This is a genomic window from Pseudomonas sp. FSL R10-0056, assembly GCF_009600105.1.
Lineage (GTDB): Bacteria > Pseudomonadota > Gammaproteobacteria > Pseudomonadales > Pseudomonadaceae > Aquipseudomonas > Aquipseudomonas bubulae.
The window spans coordinates 23,856-47,209 of the sequence record NZ_WIWL01000177.1 but is presented as its reverse complement, the minus strand read 5'-3'; the positions used below and the strand labels follow the sequence as shown (position 1 = coordinate 47,209).

Genomic DNA, 23,354 nt, shown 5'->3' with positions numbered 1-23,354 from the left:
TGTTGTCACTCGTCGAGGAAGGAGCGCAAATGCTCGCTTCTCGTCGGGTGGCGCAGCTTGCGCAGCGCCTTGGCTTCGATCTGACGAATCCGCTCACGGGTAACGTCGAACTGTTTACCAACCTCCTCAAGGGTGTGGTCGGTATTCATGTCGATACCGAAACGCATGCGCAGTACCTTGGCTTCACGGGCTGTGAGGCCGCCGAGTACGTCGCGTGTCGCTTCTTTAAGGCTCTCAACGGTAGCAACATCGATTGGCGACTGCATGGTCGAGTCTTCGATGAAGTCACCCAGATGGGAGTCTTCGTCATCACCGATCGGGGTTTCCATGGAGATCGGCTCTTTAGCGATCTTCAATACCTTGCGGATTTTATCCTCAGGCATTTCCATGCGTTCGCCCAGCTCTTCCGGGGTCGGTTCACGGCCCATTTCCTGCAACATCTGACGGGAAATACGGTTGAGCTTGTTGATCGTCTCGATCATGTGCACCGGAATACGGATGGTGCGGGCCTGGTCGGCGATCGAGCGAGTGATCGCCTGACGGATCCACCAGGTGGCATAAGTCGAGAATTTGTAGCCGCGGCGGTATTCAAACTTGTCTACCGCTTTCATCAAGCCGATGTTGCCTTCCTGGATCAGATCGAGGAACTGCAGGCCACGGTTGGTGTACTTCTTGGCGATGGAGATCACCAGACGCAAGTTGGCTTCAACCATTTCTTTCTTCGCGCGGCGGGCCTTGGCCTCGCCGATCGACATGCGACGGTTGATGTCCTTGATCTCGGCAATCTTCAAGCCGGTTTCTGCTTCCAGAGCAGAGAGCTTTTGCTGGCAACGGATGATGTCCGGTTGCAGGCGACCAATGGCTTCAGCATATTTGCTTTTGCCTTTGGCCAGCGCATCGCTCCAGCTTTCGTCGACTTCGTTGCCCGGGAACAGGCGCAGGAAATCGGTGCGCGGCATGCGTGCATCACGTACACACAGCTGCATGATTGCGCGCTCTTGTGCACGCAGACGCTCCAGGGCGCTGCGAACACGCTCAACCAGGCCTTCGAATTGCTTCGGAACCAGTTTGATCGGCATGAACAGCTCAGCCAGTGCAACCAGCTCGGCAATTGCCTGCTTGCTGCCGCGACCGTGCTTTTTCAGGGCCTTGCGAGCGATTTCCATCTGATCGGAAACAGCGCCAAAGCGCTGGGCCGCGATGATCGGATCAGGGCCGCTTTCGACCTCTTCCTCGTCTTCGCCGGAATCTTCCTTGTCGTCCTCTTCGTCATCACCTTCGGCTTTCACCTTGGTGTCGACAGGAGGAGGTACTTCGGCTGCGGGCGGCGCAATACCGTCGTCCGGGTCGATATAACCGCTCAGAACGTCGGACAGGCGGCCACCTTCGGTGGTGACGCGAGTGTACTCGGAGAGAATATGGTCAACCGTGCCAGGGAAGTGCGCGATTGCGCCCATCACTTCACGGATGCCTTCTTCGATACGCTTGGCGATTTCGATTTCGCCTTCACGTGTCAGCAGTTCTACCGTGCCCATTTCACGCATATACATGCGCACAGGGTCGGTAGTACGACCAATGTCGGTCTCTACTGCCGCCAACGCTGCAGCCGCTTCTTCAGCTGCTGCTTCGTCGGTGTCGGCATCGGCCAACATAAGGGCGTCCGCATCCGGAGCACTCTCGTGTACGGGGATCCCCATGTCATTAATCATGCGGATGATGTCTTCCACTTGCTCCGGATCTGAAATATCTTCGGGCAGGTGGTCGTTGACCTCTGCGTAAGTCAGATACTTCTGCTCACGGCCGAGGGTGATCAACTCTTTGATACGAGACTGCTGTTGCGCTTTTCCGGACATAACACCCTATCCACTGAAGGTCTTGGCGGGCAAAAAACAAGCCGAGGATTATACCTTAGCTATGACCTCACGCGCCAGTTGAGGTCGGGTTTGATGCAGGATTATTGCGACTTAAAAGGTCGCGTAACTGATTTTTTTCCTCGCTACTTAGCTCGCCTTGACGTGCTTTTCGAAGAAGTTGCTCTAGATTTCGCTCGCGTTGGCGAGCTGACAGGCTAGTTATGGTGTCGAAAAACTGTTGTTCAAGGTTATCGGCATCAATTAGCCATTCCTTTTCCAGCAGTCTTTGCAGCAAACGGCCCTGTTCAGTGCCGTGCCAGCGGGACAGTAGCTGAATAGAGCTTAGCTTAGGATTTTTCTGTACAGCCTCGACCAGAGCAATCAGTAGTTGATTATTAGTCTGGTCTTCTGCAGCAAAGTGCCCGGCGTCCTCAACTTTTTTGGCCAGTTGCGGGTGATGCAGCAGGGTGCGCAGGGCTGTCAGGGTCGGGGGTTCAACACCTACCGGGATCCAGGCCTGCTCGCGTTCGGCGCCGCGCTTGCCTTTTTTGTCCCAGGGTTTGTTTTCCCACTTTTTGCCGCCAGCGCCGGTCTTTTTCGGGGTCCATTCCTGTTGGGGGATGTACATGTCCGGTTGCTGGAAGTCGCTGTAGTCGGGCATTGCATCGTAATCAATGCCCGGGTCATAGGTTGGCTGTGCCTGGATTTTTGCGGGCGTATTTTGTGCCAGCTGGCTGACGGTTTCGCTGGTAAGGCCGGTTATTTCGCTCAGGCGCTGACGCATCAGGGTCCGCAGGTTGGCGCCCGGGACTTTGTCGATCAGCGGTGCTGCCAGCGTGGCCATATGGGCCTTGCCTTCGAGCGAGCGAGGGTCGGCTTCTTCGGTCAATTGCTGGAAGAAGTAGTCTGCCAGCGGCTGGGCATGCTGGTTGATACGGGCCTTGAAGGCATCGGTGCCTTCAGAGCGCACCAGGGTGTCCGGGTCTTCACCTTCGGGCAAAAACAGGAAGCGTGCGCGGCGCCCGTCCTGCAGGCAGGGCAGCGTGGCTTCAAGTGCGCGCCATGCCGCATTGCGGCCGGCCTGGTCGCCGTCAAAACAGAACAATACGCTGGGTACCACGCGAAACAGGCGCTTCATGTGCTCTTCGCTGGTAGCGGTGCCCAGTGTCGCGACAGCATTGCGCAGGCCTTGCTGGGCCAGGGCAATGACGTCCATATAGCCTTCAACCACGATGATTTCGTCGAGGCTGCGATTGAACTTGCGTGCTTCGAACAGCCCGTACAGTTCCTGGCCTTTGTGAAAGACCGGGGTTTCCGGGGAGTTCAGGTATTTGGGCTTGTCGTCGCCGAGCACCCGGCCACCAAAAGCGATGATGCGGCCACGGCTGTCGCGGATCGGAAACATTACCCGGTCGCGAAAGCGGTCGTAACGCTTGCCGGTCTCGGCGTTTTCGACCAGCAGGCCAGCGTCGATCATGGCTTTTTGTTGCAGCGTGTCACTGCTCAGGTGTTTGTAGAGGTTGTCCCAGCCTGGTGGCGCAAAGCCCAAGCCGAAGTCGCGAGCGATTTCGCCGGTCAGGCCTCGGCCTTTCAGGTAGTCCACCGCTGCTTTTCGTGCCGGATGGCTTTTCAAGGCCTGGCGATAAAAGTCAGCAGCTGCAGTAAGAAGCGGGTATAGCGGGGAGTCAGTCGGTTGCCGAGGTTTGTGCGCCCGGCCGCTTTCTTCCCGTGGGATTTCCATCCCGGCAGCTTTGGCCAGTTCTTCGACAGCCTGGGGGAAGTCCAGGTTGTCATGATCCATGATGAAGCCGAGGGCGTTACCGCCAGCGCCGCAGCCAAAGCAGTAATAGAACTGCTTGTCCGGGCTGACGCTGAACGACGGGGTTTTTTCTTTGTGGAAGGGGCAGCAGGCGGTGTAGTTCTTGCCAGCTTTCTTCATTTGCACGCGCGAGCTGACGACATCGACGATATCGGTACGGTTCAGAAGGTCGTCAATAAAGCTCTGGGGGATTAACCCGGCCATGGCGTTCTCGTCATCACTGCGCAGAATTGGGTCCGAATAAAGAGCTTGGTCATCGTGCGTGCAGGCAAAAGCTCTGCTCGATCGTGGGGCGTCTGCTCAATTATCTCGGGGAAGTGTATCTGTCGAAATCCGCTCTACTCATATTAATCAGAGTCGACGGGATCGATAAATGTCACGCTCTGAGTCCGGCACTGACCAATGGCTGGTCTCGGATAGCTCATAAGCAGGCACTGGAGAGGTGCCTTGGGCTGATCGTCTTTAAGGATAATCAGAGAGGTGTGCTCGTCGGTAGCCTTGGAAGGCTCGTCAGTAAAGACGTGCACCGCTGGCTATTAGGCCAGGTCTGACGTGTTGTAACGCTTGTCGCGGTCGCATCTGCGGCCTTGACGATAAAGCATGTAACTTGCAACAACTGCCTACGGCCCGGCTTTAGGCCGGGCTTGGCAGAAGCGTGCAACGAACGTCTGTGTATTAGTACAGACGAACGGCGCGGCGCTGCTCGCGCTGAACTTTCTTCGCGTGACGCTTAACAGCAGCTGCTGCTTTACGCTTACGCTCAGAAGTCGGCTTCTCGTAAAATTCGCGGCTGCGAACTTCAGCCAGAACACCGGCTTTTTCGCAGGAGCGCTTGAAACGACGCAGAGCTACGTCGAAGGGTTCGTTCTCTTTTACTTTGACGGCTGGCATCCAGAGCTACCTTCATTCATTACCGGGGTCAACGTCTCAAGGCAAAATCGCGTTGGAAGACGTCGGTTTTTAAGGGTTGCGGATGTTAACCCCTCATCGCCCGGAATGCAAAGCCTCTGATCGAAAACCGCTGGCCGGGGGCGGGAGTGGCGACTATTATGCGCGCCTTCGAATTTAGCCTCTACAAGGCGTAAACCCATGCTAGTACTGGGATTAGAAACCTCCTGCGACGAAACCGGCGTCGCGCTATACGACAGTGAACGCGGGCTTTTGGCCGATGCACTGTTCAGCCAGATCGACCTTCACCGCGCCTATGGCGGTGTGGTACCGGAGCTGGCTTCCAGAGATCACGTCAAGCGAATGCTGCCGTTGATTCGTCAGGTGCTGGCCGAGGCCGACTGTGTGCCTACCGAGATCGACGCAATTGCCTATACGGCGGGCCCGGGATTGGTTGGAGCCCTGCTGGTTGGGGCTTCTTGCGCCCAGGCGCTGGCGTTTGCCTGGGGCATTCCGGCCCTTGGCGTGCATCACATGGAAGGCCATTTACTGGCCCCTATGCTGGAAGAGCAACCTCCGGAATTTCCGTTCGTCGCTTTGTTGGTCTCGGGCGGTCATACGCAGCTGGTTCGCGTTGATGGCATCGGCCAATACGAGTTGCTGGGCGAGACACTGGATGACGCCGCGGGTGAAGCGTTCGACAAGACCGCGAAGATGATGGGGCTTAACTATCCGGGTGGCCCTGAGATCGCGCGCTTGGCCGCCCAGGGCGTTGCAGGACGCTTTGTCTTCCCCAGGCCCATGACAGACCGTCCGGGCCTGCAATTCAGCTTCAGCGGCCTCAAGACGTTTGCCCTGAACACCTGGCAGCGTTGTGTGGCAGAGGGCGACGACACTGAGCAGACCCGTTGCGATATCTCCCTGGCGTTCCAGCAGGCCGTGGTTGAAACGCTGACCATCAAGTGCAAGCGTGCCTTGAAGCATGCAGGCATGAAGCGCCTGGTGATTGCAGGCGGGGTGAGTGCCAACAAGGCGCTGCGCGTTTCCCTTGAGAAAATGCTCGGTGAGATGAAGGGCAATGTGTATTACGCCCGTCCGGAATTTTGCACGGATAATGGCGCGATGATTGCGTTTGCGGGTTGTCAGCGCTTGCAGGCCGGTCAGCACGAATCATTGGCGATCAGCGTGCAGGCACGCTGGCCGATGGAGCAGCTGCAGCCCCTGTGAGAATGGGGGCTGGAGCCGGCGTGAAGATTTTTCACGGGCAAGATTCAGAAATGCCGTTCGCGCCCGGCCATCAGGTCGCGTAAATTGCCGCGATGGCGCCATACAATCAGCGCCGTCAAGGCGCTCATTGGCAGTAGCGCGGCAGGCTCTTGCCAGGCCAGCAATGGCAGGGTCAGGGGAGTGGCGATCAACGCCGCCAGTGAGCTGGTACGGGTCAGCTGGAAGGTCAGCAGCCATGCGGCGACTGCCAACAGTGCAGCAGGGGGATACAGTCCCAGCAGCATGCCGGCCGCCGTGGCGACACCCTTGCCGCCGCGAAAGCGGAAGTAGGCAGGGTACATGTGACCTACAACGGCGCAGCCGCCGATCCAGGCCTGGTCCTGGAGCGAGAGATCCAGTTGGTTGGCCAGCAGGACGGGCAAAAGCCCCTTGCACAGGTCACCGAGCAAGGTCAGGACGGCAAGTTTTTTGCCGGCCAGACGCAACATGTTGGTTGCGCCGGCATTGCCGGAGCCACTCATTCGCGGGTCGGGGGTTCCCGTCAGGCGGCTGAGCAAAATGGCAAAGGACAGAGAGCCGAGCAGGTAGGCGAGGATCGCCAGTAACCAAAACATGCTAACTATTCCGGGCGAGGACGCCCTGATTCTAACGGCGCTTTGCGCCCTTGTCGTGCTGCGGAGAAGAGTGCTTGGACAGAGTGTTTATCGAAGGCCTGGAAGTTGACACCGTAATCGGTGCTTATGACTGGGAACGTGGCATCCGTCAGTGTCTGCGCCTTGATCTGAGTTTTGCGTGGGATAACCGTCCAGCTGCGGCTGGCGATGATCTGACGTTGGCGCTGGATTATGCGAGCGTTTCGTCGCGAATTCAGGCGTTCGCCGAGCAGGCTCAATTCCAGCTGGTGGAGACCTTTGCAGAGCGACTGGCCGAAGTGTTGATGAGTGAGTTCACTATCCCCTGGCTGCACCTCAAGCTGACCAAGCCCGGCGCAGTTGCGGCGGCCACTGGGGTGGGCGTGGAGATTGAGCGCGGATGTCGCTAACTCAGGTTTATCTCGGGCTGGGCAGTAATGTCGAGCGTGAAAAGCACTTGCTGGCAGGGCTGGAAGCGCTGAGCGGATTCTTGCAGGAGATGCGCTGTTCGGCGGTGTTTGAAAGCCAGCCGGTGGGTATCAAGAGCGGGCCGTTTTTCAACCTCGTGGTGTCGGCAAAAACCGATTTTCCACTGGTTGAGTTAAGTCGTCGTTTGAAGCTGATCGAAGCTGATAACGGGCGTTACGCTCAAGATCGCAAAGGTTTGCCGCTGGATATCGACGTGTTGTTCTTTGGCGATCTGGTGGGCAACTTTGACGGTTTGACCTTGCCCCGTGCCGAAATCCTCAAGAACGCTTTTGTGTTGTGGCCGCTGTCTTTGATTGCCCCAGACAAAGTTCATCCCGGTGTGGGCAAGACGCTTGCGCAGATTTGGGCCGAGGCGCAGATCGAGCAGGTGCTTGCGCCTGCAGCCTTCGAGTGGCGGGGGGAGTCCTTGACGCCGCTGGAGATGCTGGCGGGCTGAGAGTCGATTGAATGGGCTGCAGGTTGCTGCTTTTTTGTGGGAGCGGGCTTGCTCGCGATGGCGTCGATGCGGTCTGAGTGTAAGACCGTGGTGCCCTAATCACGAGCAAGCCCGCTCCCACAAGGTTTGCACTACGCCGCATCCTTGTAAGCTTGTAGTGCCTTGAGCCGTTCGCGCTTGAGTGCTTCGCCCAGTTCGGGGCCCTTGTAACCCTGCTCCAGTAACGGCTGCACCGCTACCGAAAGGGCGGCCCGCGCCGCGCCGCGCAGGTAGTCGGCCTGCGGGTAGGGTCGGTCTTCCAGGCCCAGGCGGCCTTTGGCGTCCATCTCGCACGCTACGATAAACTCCTCGAACCGCTGTGGCCGACGGTATACGTCGAAGCGCTGCAGCAATTCCAGTAGCGTCGAAGCCTTGAGCTCAAGGGCGCGATGGCCGTGGGTGTGGTATTCGCCTACCAGCAATGCCAGCTCCTGACAGTCCCTCGGCACCTTATAGCGTTCATTGACCGCCTTGATCAGGCGCAGTCCCTTGTGTTCGTGGGCAATATGCCTTGGCCAGTCTTTCTCTGGCGTAAGCCCCTTGCCCAGATCGTGCAGTAAACAAGCCCAGCGAACCGTCAGCGGTTGCTTGTGCAGCGCCGATTGCTCCAGCACGCTGAGGGTATGTACACCACTGTCGATTTCCGGGTGATGGGCGGGGGGCTGAGGGACGCCGAACAGGGCGTTCACTTCGGGTAGCAGTACTTCAAGAGCGTCGCAGCTGCGCAGCACTTCGATAAAAACCTGAGGCTGATCTTCCATCAGGGCGCGGGAAATTTCCTTCCAGCAGCGTTCCGGGGTCAAGGCTTGCAGTTCGCCGGACCGGGACAGTTGGCGCATCAGCTCCAGAGTCTCGGGAACGATGCTGAAGCCCAGGCTGGCGTAGCGCGCAGCGAATCGGGCTACGCGCAGTACTCTTAGGGGATCTTCGGCGAATGCGGGGGAAACGTGGCGCAAAATGCGGGCTTCAAGGTCGCGCTGGCCATGGTAAGGGTCGGTTACGTTGCCAGCCTCGTCCTCTGCCATCGCATTGATGGTCAGGTCGCGACGGATCAGGTCTTCTTCGAGGGTGACGTCGGGGCTGGCGTGAAAAACAAAGCCCCCATAACCATGCCCGCTTTTGCGTTCGGTGCGGGCCAGTGCATATTCGTCACCCGTCTTGGGGTGAAGAAATACCGGGAAGTCAGAACCAACAGGGCGATAGCCCAAGGCCTGCATTTGTTCGGCTGTTGCGCCCACCACCACCCAGTCAATATCGGTGACAGGCTTGCCCAGCAGGCGATCGCGCACTGCGCCGCCAACTTTATAGATCTTCATAAAAAACCTCCGTTAGCGCGACAGGATAGCGCGTGTGCCGTGCTAACGGAGGCCTGCTTTACAGGTGAATGGCTCCCATATCCAGGCGACCGCGGTCAATCTCACCGTGGTCGCCTTTTGGCGGGACATGGTGGACCTTCATGACCTGGTCGCCTTGCAGTGTTTCCAGATGGATGTCGAAGCCCCACAAGCGGTGCAAGTGCTTGAGAACTTCTTCGGTGGAGTCGCCCAGGGGTTTGCGGTCATGTTGCTGGTGACGCAGGGTCAGTGAACGGTCGCCCCGGCGGTCGATGCTCCAGATCTGGATATTGGGTTCGCGATTGCCCAGGTTGTATTGCGCGGCCAGGGTTTCGCGAATGATGCGGTAGCCATTTTCGTCGTGGATGGCTGGCACCAGCAGGTCGTCTTTTTGATCGTCGTCCATGATGCTGAACAGCTTCAGGTCGCGGATCACTTTGGGTGAGAGGTATTGCAGGATAAAACTCTCGTCCTTGAAGCTGCTCATGGCGAATTTGATGCTCGACAGCCAGTCGCTGCCCGCAAGGTCCGGGAACCAGTAACGATCCTCCTCGGTCGGGTGTTCGCATATGCGCCGGATATCGCAATACATCGCAAACCCAAGCGCGTAGGGGTTGATACCGCTGTAGTAAGGGCTGTCAAAGCCGGGCTGGAACACCACGCTGGTGTGGGAAATGAGGAACTCCATCATAAAGCCCTCGGTCACCAGGCCTTCGTCGTACAGGTCGTTCATCAAGGTGTAATGCCAGAAAGTCGCCCACCCCTCGTTCATCACTTGTGTTTGCCGCTGCGGATAAAAGTACTGGGCTATTTTGCGCACGATACGTACAACTTCGCGCTGCCAGGGTTCCAGAAGCGGGGCGTGTTTTTCCAGGAAGTAGAGGATGTTTTCCTGAGGCTCTTCGGGGAAACGGGCGTTGTCCTTCTCGCTGAGCTTGTCTGCGCTTTTGGGGATGGTGCGCCACAGGTCGTTGATCTGTTTTTGCAGGTGCTCTTCGCGTTCCTTTTGTCGACGGCGCTCCTCCTCGGCAGAGATCGGGTCAGGCCTTTTGTAGCGGTCCACACCGTAGTTCATCAAGGCGTGGCAGGAATCGAGCAGGTCTTCCACCGCATCGATACCGTGGCGTTCCTCACATTGCATGATGTATTGCTTGGCGAATACCAGGTAATCGATGATCGAACTGGCGTCAGTCCAGGTCCGGAACAGGTAGTTGCCCTTGAAGAAGCTGTTGTGGCCATAGCAGGCGTGGGCTACTACCAGTGCCTGCATGCAGATGGTGTTTTCTTCCATCAGATAGGCAATGCAGGGGTCTGAGTTGATAACGATTTCGTAGGCCAGACCCATCTGGCCCCGAGTGTAGGATTTTTCAGTACTAAGGAAGTGTTTGCCGTAGGACCAGTGGTGATAACCCAGCGGCATGCCCACTGATGCGTAGGCATCCATCATTTGTTCGGCGGTGATGACTTCAATCTGGTTGGGGTAAGTGTCCAGCGCATAGCGGCCAGCCAGGCGGCCGATTTCGCGGTCATACGCCTGGATCAGGTCAAAGGTCCACTCTGAGCCGGTGGAGATGGGTTGGCGCTTATTCTCTTTGGCGGTCATGTCACTAACCTGCGCTGGAAGAGTTCACGGAAGACCGGATAAATATCGCCGGCCGAGACCAGTTGCTGTTGAGCGAAGGTGTCGGAAAACGCCTCGCTGATGCGTTCGTACTCATACCAGAGCGCCTGGTGTTCGCGCGGGGTGATCTCTACATAAGTGTAGTACTGCACAAATGGCATGATCTGGTTGATCAGAATGTCGCGGCAGATGGGTGAGTCGTCGTTCCAGTTGTCTCCGTCAGAGGCTTGGGCTGCGTAGATGTTCCATTCGTTGGTGGGGTAGCGTTCGGCCATGATCTCCTGCATCAGTTTGAGTGCGCTGGAGACGATAGTGCCGCCGGTTTCCCGGGAATAGAAAAACTCCTCTTCGTCCACCTCTCGTGCGCTGGTGTGATGGCGAATAAACACTACGTCAATCTTGTCGTAGTTACGCTTCAGGAACAGGTACAGAAGGATGAAAAAGCGTTTGGCAATGTCTTTGGTGGCTTGGGTCATGGAGCCTGAAACGTCCATGAGGCAGAACATGACGGCTTTGGAGCTGGGGTTGGGCTGTTTGATCAACAGGTTGTACTTGAGGTCAAAGGTGTCGAGAAATGGCACGCGATGAATGCGGGCGCTGAGTTTCTCGATTTCGGCCTCGATGGTCTTGATATCGCCGAAGTTATCGGGCTCCTCGCGTTTTAATCGCTCCAGTTCGGCCTTGGCTTCCCGCAGTTTCGCCCGGCTGCTGCCGGACAGCGCGATGCGTCGAGCGTGAGCTGAGCGCAAGGTACGAATGATGTTGATACGAGACGGGTTGCCCTCGTTGCTGATACCGGCACGTACGGTTTTGAACGTGTCGGTGCCGGTCAGGTTGCGTTTGACCAGATTGGGCAGTTCGAGGTCTTCGAACATGAATTCGAGGAACTCTTCCTGAGTGATCTGGAACACGAATTCGTCCATGCCTTCGCCGGAATTCCCCGCTTTGCCAGGGCCGCCGCCACCTCCCGATCCACCTTGGGGCCGGGGGATATGTTCGCCGCTGGTAAACTCCTTGTTGCCGGGGTGAACCACGGTTTGCTTGCCACCACGCCCGTGATGCATCACCGGCTCATCGATATCGCGGCCAGGGATGCTGATTTGCTCGCCATGTTCCATATCCGTAATGGAGCGGCGGCCCACGGCCTCTTCTACGGCCTTTTTAATGTGGTCACGGTAGCGACGCAGAAAACGCTGACGGTTAACCGTGCTCTTGTTCTTGCCATTGAGGCGTCGGTCGATCACATAGCTCATTAGGCCCTCCGGGCAGCTTCAAGTTGTGAGCTGCAAGCTGCAAGTCCAGGCATTTACCCATGCCTTTTCCTGCAGCTTGAGGCTTGAGGCTTACAACTGCCTCACTGCGACTTGCGGACCCGCAGGTACCACTCGGAGAGCAGCCGCACTTGTTTGTCGGTATAGCCACGTTCGACCATTCGAGTAACAAAGTCGTTGTGTTTTTGCTGGTCCTCTTTGCTTGCCTTGGCGTTGAAACTGATAACCGGCAGCAGGTCTTCGGTGTTGGAGAACATTTTTTTCTCGATCACCACCCGCAGTTTCTCGTAACTGAGCCAGGTTGGATTCTTACCGTTGTTGTTCGCCCGGGCACGCAGTACGAAGTTGACGATTTCGTTGCGGAAATCTTTCGGATTGCTGATGCCGGCCGGTTTCTCGATTTTTTCCAACTCTTCGTTGAGGGCCACGCGGTTGAGGATTTCGCCGGTTTCCGGATCCCGGTATTCCTGGTCCTGAATCCAGAAGTCGGCGTAGAGCACATAACGGTCGAAGATGTTTTGCCCGTATTCGCTGTAGGACTCCAGGTAAGCGGTCTGGATTTCCTTGCCGATAAATTCGATGTAGCGCGGCGCCAGGTATTCCTTGAGGAAACGCAGGTAGCGCTCGCGGGTTTCGGCCTGGAATTGTTCCTGTTCGATCTGCTGTTCGAGCACATAAAGCAGGTGCACCGGGTTGGCGGCAATTTCGTGGGGGTCGAAGTTGAATACCTTGGACAGGATCTTGAACGCAAAACGGGTCGAAAGGCCATTCATGCCTTCGTCCACACCCGCGTTGTCACGGTACTCCTGGATGGACTTGGCTTTCGGGTCGGTGTCCTTGAGGTTCTCGCCGTCATAAACCCGCATCTTGGAATAGATGTTGGAGTTTTCCGGTTCTTTGAGGCGCGACAGTACGGTGAACTGGGCCAGCATCTTCAGGGTGTCGGGTGCGCAATGGGCTTTGGCCAGTGAGCTGTTGAACAGCAGTTTGTCGTAGATTTTCACTTCGTCACTGACACGCAGGCAGTACGGTACTTTGACGATGTAGATCCGGTCGATAAACGCTTCGTTGTTCTTGTTGTTGCGGAAGGTATGCCATTCCGATTCGTTGGAGTGGGCAAGCAGGATGCCGGTAAACGGAATCGCGCCCAAGCCTTCGGTACTGTTGTAGTTACCTTCCTGGGTAGCCGTCAGCAGTGGGTGCAGCACCTTGATGGGTGCCTTGAACATCTCCACGAACTCCATCAGGCCCTGGTTGGACCGGCACAGAGCGCCCGAGTAGCTGTAGGCGTCGGCATCGTTCTGCGGGAATTCTTCCAGTTTGCGGATATCGACCTTACCTACAAGGGCCGAAATGTCCTGGTTGTTTTCGTCACCGGGTTCGGTTTTGGCTACACCGATCTGGTTGAGGATCGACGGGTACAGTTTTACTACGCGGAACTGGCTGATATCACCGCCAAACTCGGCAAGGCGCTTGGTGGCCCACGGCGACATGATGGTGCTCAGGTAGCGTTTGGGAATGCCGAAGTCTTCCTCGAGGATCGCGCCATCTTCGGTGGCGTTGAACAGGCCCAAAGGCGACTCGAAAACCGGTGAGCCCTTGATTGCATAGAAGGGGACTTTTTCAATCAACTGTTTGAGCTTCTCGGCAAGGGATGACTTGCCGCCCCCTACCGGGCCCAGCAGGTAAAGGATTTGTTTTTTCTCTTCCAGGCCCTGTGCGGCATGGCGGAAGTAGGAAACTATCTGGTCGATGCATTCTTCCATTCCGTGGAAGTCTTCAAAGGCCGGGTAGCGGCGAATCACCTTGTTGGAGAAAATCCTCGACAGCCGGGAGTCGGTTGAGGTGTCCAGCAGTTCCGGCTCGCCAATGGCCAGCAGTAGCCGTTCCGCGGCTGAGGCGTAAGTGCTTTTGTCCTGTTTGCACAGCTCAAGATATTCCTGGAGCGTAAGCTCTTCCTGGCGTGTGGACTCGAAGCGTTGTTGGAAGTGGCTAAAAATACTCATGACGTCACCTCGCTCGATACGTGGAGTCGGCGATAGATCGGTCAGTTCGAGTGCTGGCATGCAGCAGCATTTCAGCTGCTGTGTACCCCCCAGGACACCATCAAGGTGGCTAACCCCTTGAAGTTACTACCGATGATCCATTCGCCGGTGTACCGGCTCTCCCCAGATTTGGATGGCCTGAGGTAAAGGATAGTTGGTAATACGGGAGGTCAAGGTCAGATGCGTGAATTGTTGCCTTAGACCGTTGGTCAGGCAGGCCCCAAGCCCTCTGATCACGGGGGCTGGGGCTGATAAAAATATTATTCGCCCGGGCTTTGGGCGGTTTCGTCCGGGTAAGTGGTACGCCACAATTCGAAGCCGCCATCCAGGCTGTAGACCTCGCTAAAGCCCTGGCCGACAAGATACGCCGCAGCGCTCTGGCTGGAGTTGCCGTGGTAGCAGGCCACGATCAGAGGGGCGTCGAGGTCGGCGTTGGCGATGAAATCGTGCAGCGAGTGGTTGTCCAGATGTTTTGAACCGCTGATGTGATTGGCGGCAAAAGCTTGCGGGTCACGCACGTCGACGACTACGGCGCCTTGTTCGCGCAGGGCCTGAGCCTGTTCTGGCGGGATGCGTTTGAATTCGGTCATGGGAAATTCCTGTGGCCTGAAAGCGGGCGCGGCTGGCTGGCGCCCAAGGGTTGGGAAGTTGGTGCGGAGTGTGGGGCAATGCCGGGTACGGCAAGTGTCGGATCGTCGCAATCGCAGAGCAGGCGTTGGCCGGTGTCGACATTGAGCAGGGTCATGGCGCCGCCCCAGACACAGCCGGTATCGAGTGCGAAGATGCCGGGTTCCTTGCAGTTGCCTTCCAGTGCTGCCCAATGCCCGAAGATGATCTTGAGGCCTTGGGTTTTGCGTTCTTTGTAGCTGAACCATGGAGCGAAGCCGGGCGGTGCAGTACCTACGCCTTCTTTGCTTTTCAGGTCGAGCTTGCCGTCTCGGGTGCAGAACCGCATACGGGTGAAATAGTTGGTAATAACCCGCAACCGGGTAACGCCGGTCAGTCCGTTATCCCACTTGGCCGGGTCGTTGCCGTACATGCCGTCGAGATAGGGGCCGACAAGGTTGTCATCGCGCAGCGCCTGTTCGACTTCGCTGGCGCATTTGAGGGCTTTTTTCAGCGTCCACTGGGGCGGTATTCCGGCATGCACCAGTGCAACCTCACGCTCGGCATCGTAATGCAGCAGCGGTTGCTGACGCAGCCAGTTCAACAACTCATCGCAATCGGGGGCCTGGAGAATTTCGCGCAAAGTGTCGCCTTTTTTCAGGCGTTCGATATTGCGCCCCACGGCCAGCAGGTGCAGGTCATGGTTGCCCAGTACACACACCAGCGACTCGCGCATGCGATACAGAAAGCGCAGGGTTTCCAGTGATTCGGGACCGCGGTTGACCAGGTCGCCCACCAGCCAGAGCTTGTCTTTGGTGGGGTCGAAGGCCACGCGTTCGAGCAGGCGCTTGAGCGGTTTCAGGCAGCCTTGCAAGTCGCCAACGGCATACACCGCCATCAGTGCAGGGCTCCGGGTACCGCCAGGCGAAAGGGCGCAATAATGGCTTTGAACTCATGACCGTCATCGGCATGCATCAGGTAGCTGCCCTGCATGGTGCCGACTTTGGTTGTGATGACCGACCCACTGCTGTAGGTGTGCTCGCTGCCGGGATCAATCTTGGGTTGCAGTCCTACAACACCGGCGCCACGGACTTCTTCTACATGACCATCGCCGTCGGTGATTACCCAGTGCCGTGACAACAGCTTGGCAGGTATTGAACCGTTGTTGCGTACCGTGATGGTGTACGCAAAGGCAAAGCGCTGATGCTCGGGCTGTGATTGTTCTGGCAGGTAACGTGTGACGACGCTGACGTCGACCAGATAGCGGGGATCGTGCATGCGAGAGGCCTTACTTGAAAGCGAAGACACAGTTCGGGATAAAACTGATGCCTGAGTCTAGGCCAAACAGCGGGTACCCGGCTAGACGTGGCGTCTGGCCGGGTACCCGTTTTTTCTCGGCGATCAGTCGGCGGCGGGCGCCACGACCGGTTGCTCGCTGAGCTTGTCGGCCAGGCGCACGAAGGCGGCCAGGTCGAGTTGCTCCGGGCGTTTGCTGCCATCGACGCCTGCGGCTTCGATTTCAGCGTTGCTGAGCAAGGCTTTGAGGGTGTTGCGCAGGGTCTTGCGGCGCTGGTTGAAGGCTTCGCGAACCACGCGCTCAAGCAGGCGGTGGTCTTTGGCCGGATGCGGCAGCACTTCGTGGGGCACCAGACGGACAATCGCTGAATCAACTTTCGGCGGCGGGTTGAATGCACCCGGGCCTACGTTGAACAGGTGTTCGACGCGGCAGTGGTACTGAACCATGATCGACAGACGACCCCAATCACCACCGCCAGGCCCGGCGGCCATGCGCTCAACCACTTCTTTTTGCAGCATGAAGTGCATGTCGCGGATCAGCTCGGCGTTTTTCAGCAGGTGAAAAATCAACGGCGTGGAGATGTTGTACGGCAGGTTACCAACCACGCGCAGGGTGCGAGGGGCAGCATTGAGGCTCTTGAAGTCGAACTTCAGCGCATCACCCTGGTGCAGGGTGAAGTTGCTCATGCCGGCAAACTGACGGTTGAGGATCGGCACCAGATCCTTGTCGAGCTCCACAACGTCGAGCTGGCCACCGCTGTTGAGAATGCCTTCGGTGAGGGCACCCTGGCCCGGGCCGATTTCCAGCAGGCGTTCGCCAGCCTTGGCGTTGATGGCGCGCAGGATGCGGTCGATAACCCCGGCATCGTGCAGGAAGTTCTGACCAAAGCGCTTGCGCGCCTTGTGTTGGTATTGCTCGTTCATATACGGGTCTCGGCCATCTGGTAGGCGGTTTCCAGGGCGACTTGCAGGCTGCCGGTATCGATCTTGCCACTACCCGCCAGATCCAGGGCGGTGCCGTGGTCGACAGAGGTGCGGATAATCGGCAAGCCCAGGGTGATGTTGACTGCGGCACCAAACCCTTTGTACTTGAGTACGGGCAGGCCTTGGTCGTGGTACATCGCCAGCACTGCGTCGCAGTGTTCCAGATATTTGGGGGTAAACAGAGTGTCGGCAGGCAGCGGGCCACGCAGGTCCATGCCCTCGCTGCGCAGGCGCTCCAGGGTTGGTTCGATGATGTCTGTTTCTTCGTGGCCCAAATGGCCGCCTTCACCTGCATGGGGGTTGAGCCCGCAAACCAGGATGCGCGGCCGGGCGATGCCAAATTTTTGTTTTAGATCGGCGTGCAGAATGCGGGTGACCCGCATCAGTCGCTCGGGGGTGATTGCATCGCTGACCTGACGCAGGGGCAGGTGAGTGGTGACCAGTGCCACGCGCAGTCCGCGGGTGGCAAGCATCATCACGACCTGCGGTGTATGGGTCAGGTCGGCGAGGAATTCGGTATGCCCGGAGAACGGGATGCCCGCTTCGTTGATCACGCCCTTGTGCACCGGGGCGGTGATCATGCCGGCAAAGTCGCCATCCACGCAGCCCTGGGCGGCGCGTGTGAGGGTTTGCAGCACAAAGGCTGCGTTGGCCTTGTCCAGCTTGCCGGCGGTAACCGTGGCGTTCAACGGGGTGTCCCACACGTACAGGCTGCCTGCCGGAGCCGGCTGATCGGGCCAGTTGCCCGGCTCGACCGGTAGCAGGCTGACAGCCACACCGAGCTGCGCGGCCCGCTCAAGGAGCAGGTCGCAGCTGGTGATGGCGATCAGGGGGTGTGGCTGGTGTTGCGAGGCGAGTAGCAGGCACAGGTCGGGACCTATGCCTGCCGGTTCGCCGGGTGTCAGGGCAAAACGCTGTGTGTTCACTGCGCGGCCTGGCCTGCGCTGTCAGTACCGGTTGCGCCTGGCAGCTTGATTTCAACATAGGCTTCGTCGCGGATCTGACGCAGCCAGGATTGCAGCTCTTCATCGTATTTGCGGTTACGCAGAGCGTTCATAGCCTGTTGCTCGCGCGCCTGGGTGGTGCTGTCAGTGGCACGACGGCCAAGGACTTCCAGAACATGCCAGCCGTATTGGGTCTTGAACGGCTTGGACAGCACACCTTGCGGAGTGTCGGCCATGGCTTCGCGGAACTCGGGCACCAGCGAATTCGGGTCAACCCAGTTCAGGTCGCCGCCGTTGAGGGCGGAGCCCGGGTCTTCCGAGTAAGTCTTGGCCAGGGTGGCAAAGTCTTCGCCCGACGTAATGCGGTCGTAGATTTTGGCTGCCAGTTCCTTGGTTTGCGCTTCAGTACGAATTTCGCTTGGCTTGATCAGGATATGACGGACATGGACTTCGTCCACCACCACTGATCCACCGCCGCGTTTCGCGTTCAGCTTGAGGATGATGAAGCCGCCTGGCGTGCGCACTGGAGGTGTAACGTCGCCTACAGGCATCTCACTGAGCATGCGGTCGAAAGGGGGAGGCAGTTGAGCAGCTTTACGCCAGCCCATGTCGCCACCTTCCAGTGCCGTGTCGCTGCCGGAGCGGGCGATGGCCATTTGGGCAAAGTCAGCGCCCTGTTTGAGCTTGTTGTAGACCTCTTCAGCTTGCTTTGCCGCGTTCTGGATGGCTTCCGAGCTCGCGCTTTCAGGCGTCGGGATCAGGATATTGGCCAGGTGGAACTCTTCGGACATCTGCAATTTGCCCAGGTCCGAGGCCAGGAAGTTTTTCACTTCCTGATCCGTGACCTGAATGCGCTCAGCCACGCGGCGCTGACGCACACGGCTGATGATCATCTCGCGACGCACCTGTTCACGGGCATCTTCATACGACAGACCGTCGTGGGCCAGGGCCTGACGGAATTGCTCGATGGTCATGTTGTTGCGCTGGGCAATGGTGCCGATAGCCTGGTTCAGTTCTTCGTCCGTGATGCGAATGCCTGAACGCTCGCCGATCTGCAGTTGCAGGTTTTCGACGATCAGGCGCTCAAGCACTTGCTGATCCAGAACACTGGCAGGCGGTACACCCTGGCCACGCTTGGCGATGGTTTGCTGAACTTCGTGGACACGCTGGTCCAGTTGGCTCTGCATGATCACGTCGTTGTCGACGATGGCCACCACTTTATCCAGGGGCTGTACTGCAGCGCTGGCTGCAGTACCCAGGAACAACGCGCCCAGCATTAGCGGGCGCAGACACTCAGAAAGCTTGATCTTCACGTTCACGATAACCTTGGATGCCTTTGTCGAGGAAGCTCTCTACTTTGGTGCCAACAACGCCACCGAGACCTTTCAGCACAACTTGGAGGAAGAGACCATGGTCGCCCTTCTCGTTTTGAGGGGCTTCCTGGGTGTACTCGTCGTTGGATACCCAGTAACGGCTGATCAGACGAAGCTTCCAGCAGCAGTTGTCGTACTCGAAGCCACCGAAGGCTTCCAGGGTACGGTTGCGGTTGTAGTCGTACTGCCAGCGGCTGATGGCGTTCCATTGCGGCACGATCGGCCAGATAACCGAGAAGTCGTGCTGCTTGATCTTGTAGTAATCCTTGATGTAGCCAGGATCACCCGGGGACAGATAGTCGCCACCGCCCACAGTCCACTTGCCGGTGTACTGGTCGTAGCGCACCTGGTCGTTGCGGTAGCGGAAGCCTGCGTTGACCACCTTGTTCGGGTTGTCTTCAGGCTGGTAGTGCATCATCGCACTGCCTGAGCGCGGGCTGCGGGTTTCCGGATCCCAGTTGTAGTCAGCAGTCGCACGCCAGTCGCGGTTGAAGCGATAGGCGTATTCAAGGGCATAAGGGGACACGCTGGATGTAGCATCCTTGCGGTCTGCGTCAATGCCCGGTAACTGAACTTTGCGGTCCTTGAAGTAGTAGGCCTGGCCCACGCTGATGCGTTGACGCTCAAAGCCGTTGTCTTCGATCAGGCGGCTGGTCAGACCCAGCGACAGCTTGTTCTCGTCGCCTACACGGTCAGTACCGGTAAAGCGGTTGTCACGCCACAGCGAGGAATAGCTGAAGGTGCTTTCGCTGGTGTCGAAGATCGGGATGTCATCCTGATTTTTCTCTGGGACATACAGATAAAACGCACGCGGCTCGAGGGTCTGGCGGTAGTTGGTACCGAACCAGTTGGTGTTGCGGTCGAAGTACAGGCCGCTGTCGACGCTGGCGATTGGCACGCTGCGGTTGACCGAGCTATCGAATTTCTGGCCAGTGGGCAGCTCAGACTTTCCGGTGCCATCCAAGTCCAGGTCGTACTGGGTGTACATGTACTTCAGGGACGGCGTCAGGAAGCCATAGCTCCAGTTCAGCGGCAGGCTGACACTAGGTGCAAGATTCATGCGCGTACCGTTGGCACGGGCCAGGCCTTTCACGTTGGTGTCCAGACGATCTGCTGTGGTGCCGTCTTCGTTGGTGTACTTACCGGTTTCCAAGTCGCGATCGAATCGCACCAGTTCGGTGTTGTAGGCGAAGTTCAGGCCACCTGGGTGAGTTGGCAGCATCCCGTTGAGGGTGAGCTGCGGCAACATGTCGTAAGGCGTGATCTGGGTAACGGTAGCCAGTTGATAGGCCTGCACGTTCAGCTTGGCGGTGTAGTCATCGCCACGGTAGCTGACGGCGCCCTGCTGGTTCAGGTAGTCACGGCTTTCAACGCCGATCTGGTCACTTTCCAGGTCCTGGAAGTAATACGGATCGCTGATTTTGGTGTAGTCGACTTCGGTCAGTACACGGGAGTCGAGACCACCCTTGTGCTGCCAGTTAAGCATGTAGCGCTTGTCGGTGTAATCGGTCTGGCGCTTGCGGTCGTCGTTGTCGTCGTTGAGGTACGCGGCACCTAACTGGCCTTCGCTCGATTCGGTCAGGTAGCGGAACTCGCCTTCCATCAACAGGCCGCGCTTGGTCATGTAGCGCGGGTACAACGTGGCATCGTAGTTGGGTGCCAGGTTGAAGTAGTACGGGGTCACGAGCATAAAGCCGGTGTCGGTGCTGCTGCTGAAGGACGGCGGCAGGAAACCGGACTGGCGGCGATCGTCGATCGGGAAATAGATGTACGGGGTGTAGAACACCGGAATGTCCTTGACCCGCAGCGTTACGTTGGTGGCCGTACCGAAACCGGTGGCCGGGTTCAACGTGATGTTATTGCCCTTGAGCTGCCAGGCGTTGCTGTTTGGCTCGCAGGTGGTGTAGGTACCATCCTTGAGGCGGATGATCGAGTCTTCGGCACGCTTGGCATACAGCGCACTGCCGCGGATGCGCGACTTGTGCAGCACATATTCGGCGTTGTCGACCTTGGCCGCACCCGTGTCCAGTTGCACATCGGCGTGGTCGCCGACGATCAGTGCGCCGTTGTCACGCAGGCGCACCTTGCCGTTGAGCTCGCCACGGCTTTCAGCCTGGTACAGGCTGGCTTCGTCGGCTTCGATCTGCATGCTGCCCTGGCGCATGACTACGTCACCGGCCAGGGTCGCAACCTGCTCTTCCTGCTCATAGCGGGAGGCTTTGGCGCCGATAAAGGTCGGGGCGTCGCTTTTGCTGGTGGGGTCGTTCATGCCCGGACGGATGGGCTCTACGTACGAACCGGAGCAGTACGGGCCGGTTTCGGCAAACTGGGCAGCGGTCAGCTTGTCCCGGGGCACCCAGTCGAGGTGACTGTAATCGTCACTGCGCGCCTTGAGCCCACGGCCTTTGGCCTCGGTGACCAGCGGGGCCTGTTTGGCCTGCTCGCTGGTTTCACCGCTGGCACCCACAGACCCGTCACCGTGCGCAGGACGCGGTGGCAGTTGCGCCACGTTGGTTTTTGGTGCGCAATCCCAGCCCCCCGTAGCCGACACGGAACAGTCATACTGCTCCTCGGCAAACGCGAACGGCGTGGCGAGAGGTTGCATGGCCAGCAAACTGCCGGTTACCAGCAACGGAAATTTTTTACGAAACGCGGGGGATTTCAATGCCATCTTATTAGTCCGGGCTTCCTGCGTGCCATCAGCCCGCGGTGGGGGACCGCACGCCTATCGATGGTCTGGAAAAGATTCTGGATAATAAAGCATGACCCGCTTGACGGCTAGCGCCGTCGGAGACCCTTGTAATGCCTGACCAAGATGTACGCCTGCAACACCTGAAAGTTTGGCTGGATGAGCAGTTGGCAACCGTGTTCGAGAATGAGGGTTGGGGAGCTGTGCCCCCGGCCACGTTGACTGCTGCCAGTAGCGATGCGAGCTTCAGACGCTATTTTCGCTGGGAGGGCGAGGGCCGCAGTTTTGTTGTCATGGACGCGCCGCCGCCCCAGGAAAACTGCAAACCTTTCGTCGATATTGCTGATTTTTTGCGAACTTGCCTGATTAACGTACCGAAAATTTACGCTCAGGATCTTGATCGCGGCTTTCTATTGCTCAACGATCTGGGCAACAAGACCTTCCTGGACGTGATCAACAGCAGCAACGCCGACGAGTTGTTCAAGGATGCCATTGAAGCCTTGCTGGCCTTTCAGCAATTGCCGATGACCGAGCCTTTGCCCAGCTATGACGTGGCCTTGTTGCGTCGCGAGCTGGAGCTGTTCCCCGAGTGGTACGTGCGAGCTCACCTGGGGGTGGATTTCAATGAGCAGCAACAGGCCGTCTGGCAACGAGTCAGTACGCTGCTGATCGACAGTGCCCTGGCGCAGCCCAAAGTGCTGGTGCACCGCGACTTTATGCCGCGCAACCTGATGCTCAGCATTCCCAATCCTGGGGTGCTGGATTTCCAGGACGCAGTGTATGGCCCGGTGACGTACGACATTACGTGCCTGTTCAAGGACGCCTTCTTGAGCTGGCCTGAAGAGCGTGTGCGCAACTGGCTGCAGGATTACTGGAAGCTGGCGCTGCCGTTGGGCATCCCGGTGCAGCGCGATTTTGAAGAATTCTTGCGCGCCAGCGACCTGATGGGTGTGCAGCGGCATTTGAAAGTGATCGGCATTTTTGCCCGCATTTGTCATCGCGATGGCAAACCACGCTATCTGGCCGATGTACCGCGCTTCTTCTCTTATATAGAAGCTGTGCTGGCGCGACGTCCCGAGCTGGCAGAGCTGGGTGAGTTGTTCAGCAGTCTGGGGCTGGTCAGCGAGGTCGATGCATGAAGGCGATGATTCTGGCCGCCGGTAAGGGCGAGCGCTTGCGGCCACTGACCCTGCATACACCAAAGCCCTTGGTGCGTGTGGGTGGCGTGCCGTTGATCGAGTACCACTTGCGGGCGCTGGCCGCGGCAGGTTTTACCGACATTGTGATCAACCATGCCTGGCTGGGTCAGCAAATTGAAGATCATCTGGGCGACGGTTCGCAGTTTGGTGTCAGCATCCAGTACTCCCCGGAAGGCGAACCGCTAGAGACCGGTGGCGGAATTTTCCAGGCGCTGGCGTTGCTTGGCGATGAACCCTTTGCCGTGGTGAACGGTGATATCTGGACCGATTACGAGTTTGCTGCCTTGCGTCAGCCGTTGACCGGGCTGGCTCATCTGGTTCTTGTGGATAACCCGGCACACCACACGAGCGGTGATTTCAGCTTGAGCGGCGGACAGGTTCAAGATGGCATGTCGGGTGCCGATACGCTGACCTACAGCGGTATCGCCGTGCTTCACCCCGATCTGTTCAGGGGCTGTACGGCGGGTGCATTCAAACTGGCACCGCTATTACGTAACGCCATGGCGGCAGGGCAAGTGACAGGTGAGCGATTGCAAGGGCATTGGGTGGATGTAGGGACGCACGAGCGCCTGGCCGAGGTCGAGTCGTTGATCAAGGACGCGCGCTAGC

Annotated in this window: 20 protein-coding genes; 5 read left to right on the top strand and 15 right to left on the bottom strand. The window is 58.0% G+C overall.

Translation table 11 applies throughout. The features are described from left to right. Window positions 1-5: 5 nt before the first annotated feature. The 3 genes from rpoD to rpsU all read right to left on the bottom strand — a co-directional run bounded on the left by rpoD (window position 6) and on the right by rpsU (window position 4,563). A complete protein-coding gene (gene rpoD, locus GHO42_RS12365; RefSeq protein WP_094999924.1) occupies window positions 6-1,853 on the bottom strand; it encodes an RNA polymerase sigma factor RpoD in 1,848 nt (615 codons plus the stop codon). A 67-nt stretch (window positions 1,854-1,920) separates the two neighbouring features. Then, window positions 1,921-3,876, bottom strand: coding sequence for a DNA primase (dnaG, locus tag GHO42_RS12360; protein WP_094999925.1), 1,956 nt, complete (start codon window positions 3,874-3,876; stop codon window positions 1,921-1,923). A gap of 471 nt (window positions 3,877-4,347) precedes the next feature. Beyond that, window positions 4,348-4,563 carry a 30S ribosomal protein S21 gene (rpsU, locus tag GHO42_RS12355; protein ID WP_002551877.1) on the bottom strand — a complete coding sequence of 72 codons (216 nt, stop codon included), beginning with the start codon at window positions 4,561-4,563 and terminating at the stop codon, window positions 4,348-4,350. Between the two features lie 198 nt (window positions 4,564-4,761). On the opposite strand from rpsU, the gene tsaD reads away from it, so the two are divergent. Continuing rightward, complete coding sequence (tsaD, locus tag GHO42_RS12350) at window positions 4,762-5,787, top strand: tRNA (adenosine(37)-N6)-threonylcarbamoyltransferase complex transferase subunit TsaD (protein ID WP_094999926.1); 1,026 nt, start codon at window positions 4,762-4,764, stop codon at window positions 5,785-5,787. Between the two features lie 44 nt (window positions 5,788-5,831). On the opposite strand, the gene plsY is transcribed toward tsaD, so the two are convergent. Continuing rightward, window positions 5,832-6,401 carry a glycerol-3-phosphate 1-O-acyltransferase PlsY gene (gene plsY, locus GHO42_RS12345; RefSeq protein WP_094999927.1) on the bottom strand — a complete coding sequence of 190 codons (570 nt, stop codon included), beginning with the start codon at window positions 6,399-6,401 and terminating at the stop codon, window positions 5,832-5,834. 74 nt (window positions 6,402-6,475) lie between these two features. Between plsY and folB the strand changes: the two genes are divergently transcribed. Beyond that, the gene (folB, locus tag GHO42_RS12340; RefSeq protein ID WP_094999928.1) at window positions 6,476-6,829 is read left to right on the top strand and encodes a dihydroneopterin aldolase; all 354 of its coding nucleotides are present in this window, start codon (window positions 6,476-6,478) and stop codon (window positions 6,827-6,829) included. Continuing rightward, entirely contained in the window at window positions 6,820-7,344 is a 525-nt protein-coding gene (gene folK, locus GHO42_RS12335) for a 2-amino-4-hydroxy-6-hydroxymethyldihydropteridine diphosphokinase (RefSeq protein WP_095019497.1), read from the top strand. Before folB ends, folK begins: the two co-directional genes overlap by 10 nt. A gap of 131 nt (window positions 7,345-7,475) precedes the next feature. On the opposite strand, the gene GHO42_RS12330 is transcribed toward folK, so the two are convergent. The 11 genes from GHO42_RS12330 to GHO42_RS12280 form a co-directional block, all read right to left on the bottom strand. After that, on the bottom strand, window positions 7,476-8,699 hold the full coding sequence (locus GHO42_RS12330; RefSeq protein WP_153327917.1) for a multifunctional CCA addition/repair protein: 1,224 nt from the start codon (window positions 8,697-8,699) through the stop codon (window positions 7,476-7,478). Window positions 8,700-8,757: 58 nt separating this feature from the next. Continuing rightward, window positions 8,758-10,320, bottom strand: a complete 1,563-nt coding sequence (locus GHO42_RS12325; protein WP_094999931.1) for a SpoVR family protein — start codon at window positions 10,318-10,320, stop codon at window positions 8,758-8,760. Beyond that, window positions 10,317-11,591 (bottom strand): YeaH/YhbH family protein, encoded by a 1,275-nt coding sequence (locus GHO42_RS12320; protein ID WP_094999932.1) that lies wholly within the window; start codon window positions 11,589-11,591, stop codon window positions 10,317-10,319. The genes GHO42_RS12325 and GHO42_RS12320 overlap by 4 nt, the downstream gene beginning before the upstream one ends. A gap of 101 nt (window positions 11,592-11,692) precedes the next feature. Beyond that, complete coding sequence (locus GHO42_RS12315; RefSeq protein ID WP_016782433.1) at window positions 11,693-13,615, bottom strand: PrkA family serine protein kinase; 1,923 nt, start codon at window positions 13,613-13,615, stop codon at window positions 11,693-11,695. Window positions 13,616-13,914: 299 nt separating this feature from the next. After that, the gene (glpE, locus tag GHO42_RS12310; protein WP_094999933.1) at window positions 13,915-14,244 is read right to left on the bottom strand and encodes a thiosulfate sulfurtransferase GlpE; all 330 of its coding nucleotides are present in this window, start codon (window positions 14,242-14,244) and stop codon (window positions 13,915-13,917) included. After that, window positions 14,241-15,158, bottom strand: a complete 918-nt coding sequence (locus GHO42_RS12305; RefSeq protein WP_094999934.1) for a symmetrical bis(5'-nucleosyl)-tetraphosphatase — start codon at window positions 15,156-15,158, stop codon at window positions 14,241-14,243. Before GHO42_RS12305 ends, glpE begins: the two co-directional genes overlap by 4 nt. Continuing rightward, window positions 15,158-15,538 (bottom strand): Co2+/Mg2+ efflux protein ApaG, encoded by a 381-nt coding sequence (gene apaG / locus GHO42_RS12300; protein WP_094999935.1) that lies wholly within the window; start codon window positions 15,536-15,538, stop codon window positions 15,158-15,160. Before apaG ends, GHO42_RS12305 begins: the two co-directional genes overlap by 1 nt. Before the next feature lie 123 nt (window positions 15,539-15,661). After that, a complete protein-coding gene (gene rsmA, locus GHO42_RS12295) occupies window positions 15,662-16,480 on the bottom strand; it encodes a 16S rRNA (adenine(1518)-N(6)/adenine(1519)-N(6))-dimethyltransferase RsmA (protein ID WP_094999936.1) in 819 nt (272 codons plus the stop codon). Then, the gene (gene pdxA / locus GHO42_RS12290) at window positions 16,477-17,466 is read right to left on the bottom strand and encodes a 4-hydroxythreonine-4-phosphate dehydrogenase PdxA (RefSeq protein ID WP_094999937.1); all 990 of its coding nucleotides are present in this window, start codon (window positions 17,464-17,466) and stop codon (window positions 16,477-16,479) included. Before pdxA ends, rsmA begins: the two co-directional genes overlap by 4 nt. After that, window positions 17,463-18,803: a peptidylprolyl isomerase SurA gene (surA, locus tag GHO42_RS12285; RefSeq protein WP_169916416.1), complete on the bottom strand. Its 1,341-nt coding sequence runs from the start codon at window positions 18,801-18,803 to the stop codon at window positions 17,463-17,465. The genes pdxA and surA overlap by 4 nt, the downstream gene beginning before the upstream one ends. Beyond that, entirely contained in the window at window positions 18,778-21,528 is a 2,751-nt protein-coding gene (locus GHO42_RS12280; RefSeq protein ID WP_153327914.1) for an LPS-assembly protein LptD, read from the bottom strand. The genes surA and GHO42_RS12280 overlap by 26 nt, the downstream gene beginning before the upstream one ends. 131 nt (window positions 21,529-21,659) lie before the next feature. Between GHO42_RS12280 and GHO42_RS12275 the strand changes: the two genes are divergently transcribed. Both GHO42_RS12275 and murU read left to right on the top strand, forming a co-directional pair. Next, the gene (locus GHO42_RS12275) at window positions 21,660-22,685 is read left to right on the top strand and encodes an aminoglycoside phosphotransferase family protein (protein WP_094999940.1); all 1,026 of its coding nucleotides are present in this window, start codon (window positions 21,660-21,662) and stop codon (window positions 22,683-22,685) included. Then, a complete protein-coding gene (gene murU, locus GHO42_RS12270; RefSeq protein WP_153327912.1) occupies window positions 22,682-23,353 on the top strand; it encodes an N-acetylmuramate alpha-1-phosphate uridylyltransferase MurU in 672 nt (223 codons plus the stop codon). The genes GHO42_RS12275 and murU overlap by 4 nt, the downstream gene beginning before the upstream one ends. Window position 23,354 lies beyond the last annotated feature (1 nt).